At 68.7% G+C, this 13,968-nt stretch carries 13 protein-coding genes; 9 read left to right on the forward strand and 4 right to left on the reverse strand.

What is annotated here, in order from left to right; translation table 11 throughout:
* Positions 1-323 precede the first annotated feature (323 nt).
* Positions 324-950, reverse strand: a complete 627-nt coding sequence (locus HNQ61_RS20490) for an SGNH/GDSL hydrolase family protein (protein WP_170032813.1) — start codon at positions 948-950, stop codon at positions 324-326.
* Positions 951-1,468: 518 nt separating this feature from the next.
* Positions 1,469-2,341 (reverse strand): patatin-like phospholipase family protein, encoded by an 873-nt coding sequence (locus HNQ61_RS20495; protein ID WP_170032811.1) that lies wholly within the window; start codon positions 2,339-2,341, stop codon positions 1,469-1,471.
* A 275-nt stretch (positions 2,342-2,616) separates the two neighbouring features.
* Here HNQ61_RS20495 and sufC point away from each other — a divergent pair, with 275 nt between their 5' ends.
* The 6 genes from sufC (at position 2,617) to sufU (ending at position 9,195) form a co-directional block, all read left to right on the forward strand.
* Positions 2,617-3,381 (forward strand): Fe-S cluster assembly ATPase SufC, encoded by a 765-nt coding sequence (gene sufC / locus HNQ61_RS20500; protein WP_170032809.1) that lies wholly within the window; start codon positions 2,617-2,619, stop codon positions 3,379-3,381.
* A gap of 141 nt (positions 3,382-3,522) precedes the next feature.
* Positions 3,523-4,932, forward strand: a complete 1,410-nt coding sequence (sufB, locus tag HNQ61_RS20505; RefSeq protein WP_170032807.1) for a Fe-S cluster assembly protein SufB — start codon at positions 3,523-3,525, stop codon at positions 4,930-4,932.
* 182 nt (positions 4,933-5,114) lie between these two features.
* Complete coding sequence (gene sufD / locus HNQ61_RS20510) at positions 5,115-6,458, forward strand: Fe-S cluster assembly protein SufD (RefSeq protein ID WP_170032805.1); 1,344 nt, start codon at positions 5,115-5,117, stop codon at positions 6,456-6,458.
* Positions 6,459-6,460: 2 nt separating this feature from the next.
* The gene (locus HNQ61_RS20515) at positions 6,461-6,775 is read left to right on the forward strand and encodes a non-heme iron oxygenase ferredoxin subunit (protein WP_170032803.1); all 315 of its coding nucleotides are present in this window, start codon (positions 6,461-6,463) and stop codon (positions 6,773-6,775) included.
* Between the two features lie 36 nt (positions 6,776-6,811).
* Positions 6,812-8,236, forward strand: a complete 1,425-nt coding sequence (locus tag HNQ61_RS20520; protein WP_420816050.1) for a cysteine desulfurase — start codon at positions 6,812-6,814, stop codon at positions 8,234-8,236.
* 503 nt (positions 8,237-8,739) lie between these two features.
* Positions 8,740-9,195: a Fe-S cluster assembly sulfur transfer protein SufU gene (gene sufU, locus HNQ61_RS20525; protein WP_170032801.1), complete on the forward strand. Its 456-nt coding sequence runs from the start codon at positions 8,740-8,742 to the stop codon at positions 9,193-9,195.
* Positions 9,196-9,269: 74 nt separating this feature from the next.
* Here sufU and HNQ61_RS20530 read toward each other — a convergent pair whose 3' ends face one another.
* Entirely contained in the window at positions 9,270-9,989 is a 720-nt protein-coding gene (locus tag HNQ61_RS20530) for a hypothetical protein (protein ID WP_170032799.1), read from the reverse strand.
* Positions 9,990-10,305: 316 nt separating this feature from the next.
* On the opposite strand from HNQ61_RS20530, the gene HNQ61_RS20535 reads away from it, so the two are divergent.
* A complete protein-coding gene (locus HNQ61_RS20535; RefSeq protein WP_170032797.1) occupies positions 10,306-10,737 on the forward strand; it encodes a GNAT family N-acetyltransferase in 432 nt (143 codons plus the stop codon).
* Between the two features lie 120 nt (positions 10,738-10,857).
* Positions 10,858-11,118, forward strand: coding sequence for a hypothetical protein (locus tag HNQ61_RS20540; protein WP_170032795.1), 261 nt, complete (start codon positions 10,858-10,860; stop codon positions 11,116-11,118).
* A 389-nt stretch (positions 11,119-11,507) separates the two neighbouring features.
* Here HNQ61_RS20540 and fadI read toward each other — a convergent pair whose 3' ends face one another.
* Positions 11,508-12,806 carry an acetyl-CoA C-acyltransferase FadI gene (gene fadI / locus HNQ61_RS20545; RefSeq protein WP_170035879.1) on the reverse strand — a complete coding sequence of 433 codons (1,299 nt, stop codon included), beginning with the start codon at positions 12,804-12,806 and terminating at the stop codon, positions 11,508-11,510.
* A gap of 220 nt (positions 12,807-13,026) precedes the next feature.
* Between fadI and HNQ61_RS20550 the strand changes: the two genes are divergently transcribed.
* The gene (locus HNQ61_RS20550; protein ID WP_170032793.1) at positions 13,027-13,941 is read left to right on the forward strand and encodes a cytochrome c; all 915 of its coding nucleotides are present in this window, start codon (positions 13,027-13,029) and stop codon (positions 13,939-13,941) included.
* Positions 13,942-13,968 lie beyond the last annotated feature (27 nt).

A 13,968-nucleotide genomic window follows, 5' to 3' on the forward strand; every position in this document is an offset into this window, starting at 1 on the left:
TGGGAGAGGGAGCACACCCCAGTTCGGCGCGAGATCGGGTTCGGCTCGCGGCGGCAACCCCGGTCCGGCGGTTGAAACCGCGCCTCGAAACACACGATGTCCGCCTGCGCGGACCGCGCCTCCGGCCTGATCGGCGAACCCGAATGCAGTTGAAGCCCCGAACCGGACGCGCCAGCGGCCGGTGTCGGGGCTTTGCGCTGTTTGAGTGGCGGATTTATTCGCTCAACGGAACCCGCTCACGCGCCGATCTGCGCGGTCCGCACCGAACTGGCTGCCGCCGGCCCGGGTGGGGGCCACCCTGAAGCCCGCCCCCGGCACGCCGGTCATCCCGCAAAGACGACCGCGTCCGGAGCCTCGCCGGTCAGCACGCGCACGATCGCACGGGCCATCTTGGCGCCGCCCTGCACGGACGGCTCGATGGGGTTCGCGTAGTCGCCCGGATCGGCGCAGACGAGGCGCAGGTCGATGATGGGGAGTGCGGACTCGATGCCCACGCGCAGAATGGCGTCGTTGAACATCGCCAGCGCCGTCTGCGCGGTGCGCTGCATGGCGGCATCCGGAAAGTTGCCGTTGTAGATGGTGCAGACTACCAGCGGCAGCCCGCGCCCGCGCAGTTCGGCCACGACCTCGCGGTAGGCCGACTCGAAGCGGTCGCGCATGTCGGCCAGCAGGTTCAGCACCTCGGCCACGGACGACGCGCGGCGGTCGAGGATGTCGATGTTCATCAACGCATCGTTGCCGCCGATGCTGAGCACCAGGTGCGTGGCGTCTTCCGGAATGCGGCGGTACTGGATCGGCATGTCATCCGTTGTCGCGCCGTCCATGGCGGCAAGGGTGCCGGTCCAGCCTGTGGGGAGGATGTCCTGCAGTTGGGCGATGACGTCCGGCCCGCCGCGCACGTACGCCGCGTTGTCGAAGATGCTGTCGCCGAGAAGGATGACGTGCGGCATGCGATGAGGCTCGTCGCGGGAGGTGGATCGGTTTCGCGAGCTGTCGCGCGGGTGCAAACGGGATTCCGCGCTCGCCGCAGCCTATGCGCGTGCGTGGTGGATGACGAGACGTGTTTCGATGGATGACAAACGAGGCCCGGTCCTCCGATGCGGGAGCCGGGCTGATTGCGTTCCGATGCCGCTCCTGGTGGCGGCCGCTGCTGTGCGGTTCCCATGGTTGGACCGGCGAATGGTAGATCCTTCGTCGGCGCCAGAATCCGACGCGGCGGAAGGCGCGTCCAGCGCCTCCTCAGAATGAAATGGTGTTGCGCGGTGGATGGTTGGTGCAGGCGCATCGATGGTCAGGCGCACGCCTGGGTGGCTGGACGCACATCGGTCGGCCCGCCGTGCTGGCCGGCACACCGAGGCCGCGCCGTTGCACCTAAACTGTCCGCCGCAGTCCACGCAGGTGGACTTCGTGCTTTTCCAGCGGCGAATTCATTCGCTCCTGGAGGCGGACGGTGCGAGGTGGGTCAGGTCTAGATCCCCGCGCCGCCCGTCTCCGGCCCCCGCGCCAGCGCCTCCTTGGTGGCGCGGTATCCTTCCTCCAGAAAGTACTGCGTCCGCTCGAAGTCCCACGTGCCCAGGTGCCCGATCCGTGGCCGGATGTGGGTGACCGGGTGCCCCTTCCACGCCTCCATCGCGCGCACCCGCTGCTGCGCGATGTTCATCGTCAGAACCCGGTCGTGGATGGCGATCATCCCACGGTCGAAGAGGCCGGCGGCGGGCGGAAGGATCTCCGCGCCCACGTCCACCGCAATGATGCGCTCGGCGCCCCACGCCAGCGCCTGGTCTACGGGCACGTTGTTCAGCACGCCCCCATCCACGAGCACGTCCCCGTCGCGCTTCAGCGGCGGAAAGTAGATGGGAATGGCGCACGAGGCGTACACCGCGTCTACCGGGTCGATGTCGTCGCGCACGCCCGTGCCGAACCACACCTCGCCGCAGCCCACGAGCGACACCGCGTTCACCCGCACGGGGATCTGTGCGTCCGCAAAGCTCCTGAGCGGCAGGCGGTCCGCCAGAAAGCGGCGGTAGTGCGGCCCGTCGAACACCGACTCCTCGCGCACGCCGCCCATGAACACGGCGCGCCGGTTGATGGAAACGATGTCCTGCCGCCGCAGCGCGCGCGCCATGTCTCCCAGCTCGCGCCACCCCATTCCGCCCGAGATGGCGGTGGCGATCAGCGCGCCGATGCTGCACCCGATGATGGCGTCGGGGATGACGCCGGCCTCCTCCAGCGCCTTCCACACCCCCACGTGCGCGGTGCCCTTCATCCCCCCGCCGCCCAGGACCAGGACGGTGCGCGGACGAAAGGGCGCGGCGGACGGGGACGGCTCGGAATCGGTCACTGGGCGCGCGGGGCGATGTGGTGTACAGAAGGTGCGGAACGGTGCAGGCGGGGACGATGCGCGCCTCCCCGGACCCCGCCGCAAGGGGGCGGCCAGCCTTGACTCAGCCCCTGTCCGGGCCTAGCTTGGCAGATGATAGTAAGAATCATTCTTGCTGACTCGCGCGCCTGTGTACGCGGCCGCGCGGGCAAGGCGCCTCCGCTGGCCGGGGGCGTTCCCAATCAGGCAAAACATCCCGCCGGCCGGTGCGCGCCGGCCTGTCCAGGAGACGATTGATGGCTGAACCGCTGCTCACGATCACCAACCTTCACGCCGAGATCGCCGAAGACGGCACCGAGATCCTGAAGGGCGTGAACCTGCAGCTGAACGCGGGCGAGATCCACGCGATCATGGGCCCCAACGGAAGCGGCAAGAGCACGCTCAGCAAGGTGATCTCCGGCCACCCGGCGTACGAGGTGACGGACGGCGACATCCTGTTCCGCGGCGACAGCGTGCTGGACATGGAAGCCGACGAGCGCGCCCGCGCGGGAATCTTCCTGGCCTTCCAGTATCCCGTGGAAATCCCCGGCGTGTCCGTCGCCAACTTCATGCGCACGGCGCTCAACGCCAAGCGCGGCGAAGAAGTCGACATCTTCGACTTTCAGGAAGAGCTGGAAGCGCGGATGGAGATGCTGGAGATGGACCCCGTGTTCGCGCAGCGGTCGGTGAACGACGGCTTCAGCGGCGGCGAAAAGAAGCGCAACGAGATCCTGCAGCTGGCCATGCTGGAGCCGGCGCTGGCGGTGATGGACGAAACCGACTCCGGCCTGGACATCGACGCGCTGAAGATCGTAACGGCGGGCATCAACAAGATCAAGGCGGAGCGTCCGGAAACGACGATTCTGCTCATTACGCACTATCAGCGCATGCTGAACTACATCAAGCCCGACCACGTGCACGTGATGGCGGACGGCCGCATCATCCGCAGCGGCGGGCCGGAGCTGGCGCTGGAGCTGGAAGAGCGCGGCTACGACTGGATCCGCGAAGAGATCAGTGCGTGAGTTCGGGGTGCGTGAGTGCGTGAGGGGCTCCGGCTCGTCCGCGGCCATGGCGCCTTGAACGCAGTTCCGCACTCACGCACACAGCACTCACGCACTTGTACGCCGATCCTTCCCCGCGCCGAACCTGTAAGAGGAGGCACCATGCCTTTCAATGAAGACGTCGCCGCACTCGGACTCGACGAGTACAAGTTCGGCTTTCGCGATGCCGAAGACTACATCTTCAAGAGCCGCAAGGGCCTGGACGAAGACATCGTCCGGGAGATCAGCAGCCAGAAGAACGAGCCCAAGTGGATGCTGGACATCCGCCTCAAGGCGCTGAAGCACGCCCAGGCCCGTCCGTGGCCCGAATGGGGCGGCGACCTGAGCGGGCTGAACTTCGAGGACATCTACTTCTACATCCGGCCCAGCGAAAAGGTGGGCAAGACGTGGGACGAGGTGCCCGAGAACATCAAGAACACCTTTGAGCGCCTGGGCATTCCCGACCAGGAGCGCCGCATCCTCGCTGGCGTGGGCGCGCAGTACGAGTCCGAGGTCGTGTACCACTCGCTCAAGGCGGAGTGGGAGCAGGCGGGCGTCATCTTCAAGGGGATGGACGACGGCCTTCGCGACCACGAGGACATCGTGCGCGAGCACTTCGGCAAGGTGGTGCCGTACCGCGACAACTTCTTTGCCGCGGTGAACACGGCCGTGTGGTCGGGCGGATCGTTCGTGTACATCCCCAAGGGGGTGAAGCTCGACATGCCGCTGCAGGCCTACTTCCGCATCAACGCGGAAAGCATGGGCCAGTTCGAGCGCACCATGATCATCGTGGAAGAGGGCGCGCAGGTGCAGTACATCGAAGGATGCACGGCGCCTTCGTACAGCCAGGACAGCTTCCACTCCGGGGTCATCGAGATCCTGGTGAAGGACGGCGCCCGCTGCCGCTACACCACCATCCAGAACTGGTCGCACAACGTCTACAACCTGGTGACGCAGCGCGCCATGGTCGGCCGCGACGCCACCATGGAGTGGGTGGACGGCAACCTGGGCAGCAAGCTGACGATGAAGTATCCCAGCTGCTACCTGATGGGCGAGGGCGCCCGCGGCGAGATCCTTTCCATCGCGTACGCCGGCAACGGGCAGCACCAGGACGCGGGCGGCAAGGTGATTCACGCGGCGCCGCACACGTCGTCGCGCATCGTGAGCAAGTCCATCAGCAAGGGCACGGGGCGCTCGTCGTACCGCGGCCTGCTGCACGTGCAGCCCGGCGCGCACCACGCGCGCAGCAACGTGGAGTGCGACGCGCTGCTGCTGGACGAGCAGGCGCGGACGGACACCTATCCGTACATCAACATCGAAGACCAGCACGCGCAGATCGGCCACGAGGCAACCGTGAGCAAGATCGGCGACGAGCAGCTCTTCTACCTGATGTCGCGCGGCCTGAGCGAGGACGCCGCGGCCACCATGGTGGTGCGCGGGTTCATCGAGCCGATCGCCAAGGAGCTCCCGCTGGAGTACGCGGTGGAGCTGAACCGGCTGATCGAGCTGGAGATGGAAGGATCGGTGGGATAAGGAACTGCAGGGAATAGGGAATGGGGAATAGGGAATAGGGGGTACGGCGCGAGGCGGGTTTCCGCCTCAGCGGCCGGCTCCCGGTTCCCCGGACGAGCAGATCGTCCGTCGTCCCTGTCTTTTCCTGTTCCCCATTCCCTATTCCCTATTCCCTGCTTTTACAGAACCCGGAAGCCTGTACCGTGCCCGATACCATCACCCCCGCCGACGTCGGCGCCTTTACCCGCGACCAGGTGGAAATCCTGGCCGCGCGAAAGGGCGAGGCCGAGTGGCTGCGCGCCTCGCGCATGGCCGCCCACGGCGTGTTCGCCGACACCCCCATGCCCACCACGCGGCTGGAGGATTGGCGTTATACCGATATCAAGAAGCTCGTCCGGCTCGACGAGTTCAGCTTTGCCGAGGAGCGCGGCCCCGCCTCCGTGGGCGCCGGGCTTCCCGCCGGGCTCGCCACGCTGATGGCCGAGGCCGGCGAGTTCGAGGCGCGCCTGGTGCAGATCGACGCCTCCGTCGTCATCCGCGAGCTGCCGGAATCGCTGGCGGCGCAGGGCGTGATCTTCACCTCGCTGGAGATCGCCGCGCAGGAGCACCCGGAACTGGTGCAGAAGCACCTGGGCACCGCCATCACCACCGACGACGGCAAGTTCGCGGCGATGAACGCGGCGCTGTGGACGGGCGGCACTTTCCTGTACGTGCCCAGGGGCGTGCAGGTGGAGGCTCCCTTCCGCGTGTACCGGTGGATCACCGAGGGCGGCACGGCCGCGTTCGGGCGCACGCTCGTCGTGGCGGAGCAGGGATCCAAGTTCTCCGTGGTGGAGACGCTGGGGTCGGATGATCTGGCCAAGCCGGCGCTGTCCGTGGGCGCGGCGGAGATCTTTGCCGATGAGGGCGCGGTCGCCATCTACACCTCCGTGCAGCGGTACGGGCGCGGTGTGGCGCACCTGTCCACCGACCGGCTGGTGGCCGGGCGCGACGCCAAGATCACCACGCTGTACACCAGCTTCGGCGCCGACCTGGCCCGCGCGGACGTGCAGTGCCGCATGCAGGCGCCGGGCAGCCACATCGACATGCTGGGGCTGTACATCGCCGACGGCACGCAGCACTTCGACAACCAGACGCTGCAGGACCACCTGGCCCCGCACGCCAGCAGCAACCTGCTGTTCAAGGGCGCGCTGTCGGATAAGGGACGGTCGGTGTTCCGCGGGCTGATCCGCGTGCACCCCAAGGCGCAGCGCACCGACGCGTACCAGACCAACCGCAACCTGCTGCTCAGCGACGGCGCCCGCGCCGACTCGCTCCCCAACCTGGAAATCCAGGCGGACGACGTGCGCTGCTCGCACGCCGCCACGGTGGGCCAGCTGGACGAGGAAGAGGTGTTCTACCTCCTGTCGCGCGGCATTCCCAAGGCGGAGGCGGTGCGGCTGGTGGTGTTCGGCTTCTTTGCCGAGGTGCTGGAGCAGCTGCCCCTGGAAGGCGTAAAGCAGGAACTGCTGCGCGTGGTGGAGCGCAAGCTGGCCACGCGGCGCTGACGTTGGGGTGGATCCGGGCGGCCGCGCTGTCGGAGCTTTCCGACGGCGCGGTCCTGGGGGTGGAGGTCGCGGGGCGGCGCATTGCGCTGGCGAGGGTGGATGGCGAGGTCTACGCGATTTCCGACGTCTGCTCGCACCGCGACTTTCCGCTGTCCGTCGGCGAGGTGGATGCCGGCGAGTGCACCATCACCTGCGAGTGGCATGGCGCGGCGTTCAGCCTGCGTACCGGCGAGCCGCTCTGTCCGCCCGCGTTCCGGCCGGTGCCCGTCTTCCCCGCGCGGATCGAGGGCGCGGACGTGATGGTGGAGGTGGAGTAGCGGTTTCCGCCGCACGTCTCCCGCCGCCCGCGGGCGGTGGAGGACGCGACGGAGGAGGTTCCGGGGCCGCTGGCCGCGCTGCTGACCGGCGGCCGGTTCGCGGCCCTCGCCGTATCCGGGATACGATCGGCGCTGGTGCCGATGATCGAGGGGATGAAGCCGTCGGATGACGGCAATCCAATGTCATACCGATGGACCGTCATGAGCATGACTGAACTGGCCGCACCCGCATCTTCTCTGGACGTCGCGCGCATCCGCGAGGTCTTTCCCATCCTGTCCGAGTTGGTGAGCGGCAAGCCGCTGGTCTATCTGGACAACGCGGCGTCTACGCAGAAGCCCGTCCAGGTGATCGACGCGATCGCCAACCACTATCGCCGGTCCAACGCCAACGTGCACCGCGGCATCCACGAACTGTCCAATCGCGCCACGGACGCGTACGACGGCGCGCGCGACAAGGTGGCCGCGTTCTTCGGCGTGGCCGACAGCGCGGAACTGGTGTGGACGCGCGGCACCACCGAAGGGCTCAACCTGCTGGCGCACGCGTGGGGCACCACGCACCTGCGGGCGGGTGACGAGATCCTGCTGAGCGTGCTGGAGCACCACTCCAACCTGGTGCCGTGGCAGATGGTGGCGCAGCGGACGGGTGCCAAGCTGCGCTTCATCGACATCGACGAGCAGGGGCGGCTGGACCTGTCCACGCTGGATGACCTGCTGACCGAGCGCACGAAGCTGGTCTCCATCACCCACGTTTCCAACGCGCTGGGGACGGTGAATCCCGTCGCGCTGATCGCGGAGCGGGCGCGGGCCGTGGGCGCGGTGATGATCGTGGATGGCGCGCAGTCCGCGCCGCACCTGCCGGTGGATGTGCCTTCGCTGGGCGCCGACTTCTACGTGTTCAGCGGCCACAAGATGTGCGGCCCCACGGGGATCGGCGGGCTGTGGGGGCGGCGCGAGGCACTGGAGTCGCTGGCGCCCTTCCATGGCGGCGGCGACATGATCGAGTTCGTGGAGCTGGAATCGTCCACGTACGCGCAGCTGCCGCACCGGCTGGAGGCGGGCACGCCCAACATCGCGGGTGCCGTTGGATTGGCCGCGGCGACGGACTACCTGACGGCGGTGGGCCGCGAGGCGATTCTGGCGCACGAACGGTCGCTGCTGGCGTACGCCATCGAGCGGATGTCGGAGATCCCGGACATGACGATCCTGGGCCCGCGCGATCTGTCGGAGCGCAGCGGCGTGGTTTCGTTCACGCTGGCGGACATTCATCCGCACGACCTCGCCACGATTCTGGACAGCGAGGGCGTGGCGATCCGCGCCGGCCACCACTGCACGCAGCCGCTGATGAAGCGGCTGGGCGTGGGGTCTACCGCGCGCGCGTCGTTCTACCTGTACAACACCCCCGGCGAGGTGGACGCGCTGGTGGATGCGCTGCAGAAGGCGCGCACGCTGTTCGGGTACTGAGCGGCGAGGTCTCAGGGCGGCCCCCACCCGGGCCGGCACCACCGGCCCACCCTCCCCAAAAAAGACTGGGGGAGGGTTGGGCGGGCGGAGAGTTCGGCGCGAAGGGCGGAGACCGGCGCGGCGCGCCGCGATCCTGAGCGAATGAATCCGCCGCTCAAACAGCGGGAACCCCCGACTCGCGGCCGCTGTCGCGTCCACGATCGGGGCTTCAACCGCCTGGGGTCATGGATTGGGCGTGAATTCTCCCTCTCCGTGCGTCTGTTCGCACGGGGAGGGCCGGGGAGGGGCCCGCGAGGTGTCGGGCGCGAGCCGAACCCCGACCTCGCGCCGAACGGCTCCCCCTCTCCCGCTTGCGGGAGAGGGGGCTGGGGGGAGAGGGGTGCCTCAGCATGGGCCCAACCGTCCGAGACGCCGGGTGTTTCCCCCGTTGACGCACCGAATCCGCCGCCGGACGCACACGCACTCACGCACTAACGCACACAGCACTCACGCACTTCGGTCTCATGGAACGCTCCGCGCTGGACGCCGTCTACCAGGAACTGATCCTGAAGCACTACCGCAGCTCCCGCTTCCGCGGCGAGCTGGACGCGCCGGACGCCGTAATCCCCATGCGCAATCCGGTGTGCGGCGACGACATCCTGCTGCAGGTGCGGGTGGATGACGACCGCATCGCCGAAATCCGCTTCAGCGGCCACGGGTGCGCCATCTCCCAGGCCGCCGCCAGCATGATGAGCGAGCACGCGGTCGGGAAGTCGTGGGACGAGGTGCGCGGCATCTCCGACCGCTTCCGCGAAATGATCCACGGCGACGAAACCGCCTCGCGCGACAAGAAGCTGGGCGACATGCGCGCGCTGGCCGGCGTGGCCAAGCTGCCGCGCCGCGTCAAGTGCGCCATGCTCGCCTGGGACGCGCTCGATGAGGCGGAAAAAAAGATCCGCTCCGGCGAGCCGGAATCCTGATCTCGATGGACGAAACAAATCGGCCCGGCGGAGCAGTCCGCCGGGCCGATTCTCGTTTTCTGCCGCTCGTCCGCTCAACGCCGGCGGATGCGGCGCGGGTCGTCACCCCGCTCAATGCGGTCGGCGAGTTCGAGCAGCGCCTTGAACGCGTCTTCCGCCGGGGCCTCAAGGTCGCCGAGCATGATGTTGTCCTCGCCGGGGACGGTGCCGCGCAGCACGTCCACGGCTTCGCGGATGGCCTTTTCCGGCGCGGAACGCTCTTCCTCCGGCGACACGTCGGCGCGGGGAGCCGGGGCGCCCACCCACCCGGTGCGCGCGCGGCGGCGGCGGCGGATGCGCTCCTCGTACATGCGCCGCCCCGCGTCCGTCAGCGACACCAGCCCATCCATGCGCTGCACCAGCCCGCGGCCTTCCAGCGCGCGCACCACGCGGCCGTCCAGGTCGTCAAACGGCATGTCGGCGTTGGCGAGCGCAAGCTGGCGGACCATGTCTTCCTGCGTCTCATTCAGCTGCACGTCCGCGCCATCCGCAGCATCGCCATCCGCGGCGGCTTCGGGAGCGGGCGCAGGCGCTTCGCCCGCGATGGGGGCGGGCGCGGCGGGACGGCTGAGCTCGGCGAACGCCCGCTGTCCCTCCGGCGTGATGACCGCGAATCCGCTGATCCGCCGCACAAAGCGCCGCGCCGCCAGCGCCACCAGCGCCTCGGTGTCCAGGCGCACCTCGGACATGGGGTTGCCGCGCCGCGCCAGATCGCGCAGCACCGTCATTTCGGCGGGGGAAAGTTCGTCGGACATCGCTGGATGGGTATTGGTGCGGATGGAACCGTATTCTGCGCCTGAAGATACGCTCCGGACGCCGCGCGTGCCAGCGTGCGCCCGAACCCCTGATCGCGCGGTTCCGGTGCTGGCGGATTCGGTGAGGGACGGCGGCGCGCGATGGAGCCCGTCATCCACCCGTTCCGCTTGACGATGACCGGCCCGCGCGCCACCATCATCGCCCGCCCATCGCTCGGCTCGATCCAGTGAGATCGCCGGGGTTTCGCTGGGTTGGATGTAATCCAGCGCGCACCCAACCGCCGCTCGACGCACGACTTGTGGAGATGACGACAACGTGACCCCGATCATCCGTCCCGCGGAACCGCGCGACGCCGCCGAAATCGCGCGCCTGCTGACCGCGCTCGGCCATCCAACGGAGGAGCAGTCCGTCGCCGCGCGTTGGGATGAGTGGGCCGCGGCGGGCAACGCGGCGTTCGTGGCGGAGAAGGACGGGGGCGGGCTGTCCGGCCTCGTGACCACACATCGGATGCTGGTGCTGCACCGCCTGCTCCCGGTGGGCCGCATCACGGCGCTGATCGTGGACGAATCCGCGCGCGGTTCAGGCATGGGCCGCCGACTCGTCGCCGCCGCGGAGGATCTGCTGGCGAGCGCGGGATGCGGATTGCTGGAAATCACGAGCAACACGCGTCTGGTGCAGGCGCACGCGTTCTACGAGCACCTCGGATACGAGCGCACCAGCATCCGCCTCGCCAAGCAGCTCCGGTAGTCTCCCGCGGCAGCTGCGATCAGCAACTCGGGCCGGATCGCTGAAGAACGATGCCCATCTTTCCCGTAGGCGGATCGGCATCGCGTGGTGCATTCTGCAATCTCGGGGAGATACAGTCCGGTGGCGTTCAATGGACGGATCGATCAGCCGGTGATTCGAGCCGCCGTGTACCTCGCGCTCGCCTGCCCGGTCCTGTGGATTCTGATCCGCAACCGGTGGTTCCCGCTCAGTCGTGGCGGATTCGGTGGGCCATGGACCGCACTGCGCCAGAAGTTCTGGGCGGAGTCAACCCCCGGATTGCCTTCTTCCGCATCGCGCTCGATCACGTGGCTGCTGATGGGATTCGCCGCGCTCCACACCGTTCTGGACGCGATCTACTGACCGGCACCACGAGTCGCGGTGACGGCGTGTGATGCGGAGATCGAGGGCAACCCAGGGGCTGGAGCATGTCGCCTCTGGGATGGCCTCCGGGCGCGGCGCGCGTTGATCTGGGTTGATCCCCGACGCGATTGGAGCCCCGGGCGTGGACGCGCCAGCGGCCGCGAGCCGGGGCTTCGCGCCGTCGGAGCGGCGGATTCATCCGCTCAACGGAGACGTAGCCGCACGCGTTCTCCGTCTCTGCCCGATAACCTGCGTTCCTCGTTCCGCACCGATAACGTGCGTTCCTTGTCTCTGCGCCGATAACCTGCGTTATCGGGATCCTGATCCATCAAACGAACGCGCTCCCCGGCACTGGGCCGGGGAGCGCGTCTTCGTCATCCCAAGAACGATCAGTTGGGCGCGGCTTCCACGATCATCACGAAGCCCATTGCGCCGGCGGCGCACACGCTGATCATGCCGAACTGCTCGCCGCGGCGGCGAAGCTCGTTCAGCAGCGTGATGGTGATGCGCCCGCCCGTGGCGCCGAACGGGTGGCCGATGGCCAGCGATCCGCCCATCACGTTGATGCGGTCCTCCGGCGGCAGCCCCACGGCCTTGTCGCGCCCCAGCCGCTTCTTCGCGATCTCGTCGCTGTCGAACCACTGCAGGTTGCTCAGCACCTGCGCGGCGAACGCCTCGTGAATCTCCAGCAGGCCGATGTCCTTCATGGTCAGCCCCGCGCGGTCGAACGCCACCGGCGCCGCGTACACCGGCCCCTGCAGCAGCTGATCGTTCGGGTCCAGCGCGGAGTACGCGTAGCTGCGGATGAAGCCCAGCGGCTTGTAGCCCAGCTCCGCCGCCCTTTCCTCGCTCATCAGCAGCACCGCCGAGGCGCCATCCGTCAGCGGCGACGCGTTTCCGGCCGTCACCGAACCGTACTTGCGGTCGAACACCGGCTTGAGCGTGGACAGCTTTTCCAGCGTGGTGTCGGCGCGGATGCCGTTGTCCTGGCTCACCACCTTGTCGAACTTGGGCGGCACGTAGAACGGCGCGATCTCCGCCGTCAGCCGTCCGTCCGCCGTGGCCGCCGCCGCCAGCGTGTGCGAGCGCAGCGCCCAGCGGTCCTGCGCCTCGCGGGAGATGCCGTTTTCCTTGGCCATCTTTTCCGCCGACGCACCCATCGTCTCCCCCGTCGTGGGCTCGGCGATGGCCGGGGCGATGGGGGCCAGGTGCTTGGGGCGGATGTTGCGGAACGCCTGCACCCGCTCGCCCAGCGACCGCGCCTTGCTGGCCTTGACCAGCGCGTTGCGCATCTCGGGCGAGAAAAGGATGGGCACGTCCGTCAGCGACTCCGCGCCGCCGGCGATGATGACGTCCGCCAGCCCCAGCGCGATCTGCTCCGCGGCCGAGGTGATGGCCTGGTTGGACGACGCGCACGCCCGGCCCACGGTAAACGACGGCACCCGCGGCGGAATGCCCGCGCCCAGCGTGACTTCGCGGGCGATGTTGGGCTCCTGCACCGACTGCACGACGGTGCCGTAGATCACGTGGTCCACCACGTTCACGTCCAGCTCGGTGCGGGCGATCAGCTCGCGGACCGCGGCCTTCCCCAGCTCCACCGCCGAAACGTCCTTGAAGTCCGTCCCCGACTTGAGGAACGGGGTGCGGCACCCGTCGATGATGGCGACCCTGCGGCCCAGACCGTTCATGTGCACCCGTCGTTTCTCCGGGTTCAGGACCCGGGGTGAATCGTGCGCCGTACGCTGCGGCGGTAATCCTAGCCTGAACGCGGCTCAGATCAAGGGAGAGCACGCGATGGGCGCCCGCCGTGGGTCAACCGCCTCATGTGGACGGCGGATCGCCATCGTACCCTTCGTGCGCCGCCGGGCCGCTGCGCCCGGCCTGCCCACCGCACGAAAGATACGCACCATGAAAACGATTCTCCGCTGGACGGCGCGCATCGGGGCCGGCGTGCTGGCGCTGCTGCTGGTGGCCCTCGCCGGCGTGTACGGCCTCACCGAGGCCCGCATGCGGCGCCAATACCAGGTGCCGTCCGCCGCCCCGGCGCTCGCCGCGACCGCGGCCCGCGTGGCGGAAGGGAAGCGGCTGGCGGTGACGCGCGGCTGCACCGACTGCCACGGCGCGGACATGTCCGGGCACGAAGTGATCAACCAGTTCCCTATCGGCCGCGTGTCGGGGAGCAACCTCACGCGCGGGCGCGGCGGTGTGGCGGCGCGCTACACGGATGCGGATTTCGTGCGCGCCATCCGCCACGGCGTGAACGCGGACGGGCGCGGGCTGCTGCTGATGCCCTCCGACGAGTTCAATTCCATGAGCGACGACGAGGTGGGCTCCATTGTCGCGTATCTGCGCACGCTGCCGCCGGTGAACCACGAGACCCGGCCGAACGCGGTGTGGCCGCTGGGACGGGCGCTGTACGCGGGCGGGGTGATTCCGCTGGTGGCGGCGGAACGCATTGACCACGCCGCTCCACGCGCGCCCGCGCCGCCCCCGGGGGTGACGGCGGCGTACGGGCGGCACTTGGCCGCCGGCTGCGCGGGATGCCACGGCAAGAGCTTCGCGGGCGGGGCCGTCCCGGGCGGGCCGCCGGAGTGGGCGCCGGCCAGCAACCTGACGCCGCACGCCACCGACGGGCTGGGCGGATGGACGGAAGCGGACTTCATCCGCGCGCTGCGCACGGGGCGCCGGCCGGACGGCACCGAACTGCGCGAGCCCATGCCGTGGAAAGCGTTCTCGCAGATGACGGACGTGGAAGCGCGCGCGCTGTGGGTTTATCTCCAGACTCTCCCCGCGCTCCCGGACGGCTCGCCCCGCGATCCATGACGATGCGCGGCAGAATCGATGACAACA

This window comes from Longimicrobium terrae, from assembly GCF_014202995.1.
GTDB lineage: Bacteria > Gemmatimonadota > Gemmatimonadetes > Longimicrobiales > Longimicrobiaceae > Longimicrobium > Longimicrobium terrae.

What these genes read in the sequence shown, in the direction of transcription:
- HNQ61_RS20490 (WP_170032813.1), bottom strand. Translation starts at nt 950, where the DNA reads ATGCCGCACGTCATCCTTCTCGGCGACAGCATCTTCGACAACGCGGCG.
- sufC (WP_170032809.1), top strand. Translation starts at nt 2,617, where the DNA reads ATGGCTGAACCGCTGCTCACGATCACCAACCTTCACGCCGAGATCGCC.
- HNQ61_RS20530 (WP_170032799.1), bottom strand. Translation starts at nt 9,989, where the DNA reads ATGTCCGACGAACTTTCCCCCGCCGAAATGACGGTGCTGCGCGATCTG.
- sufU (WP_170032801.1), top strand. Translation starts at nt 8,740, where the DNA reads ATGGAACGCTCCGCGCTGGACGCCGTCTACCAGGAACTGATCCTGAAG.
- HNQ61_RS20550 (WP_170032793.1), top strand. Translation starts at nt 13,027, where the DNA reads ATGAAAACGATTCTCCGCTGGACGGCGCGCATCGGGGCCGGCGTGCTG.
- sufB (WP_170032807.1), top strand. Translation starts at nt 3,523, where the DNA reads ATGCCTTTCAATGAAGACGTCGCCGCACTCGGACTCGACGAGTACAAG.
- fadI (WP_170035879.1), bottom strand. Translation starts at nt 12,806, where the DNA reads ATGAACGGTCTGGGCCGCAGGGTCGCCATCATCGACGGGTGCCGCACC.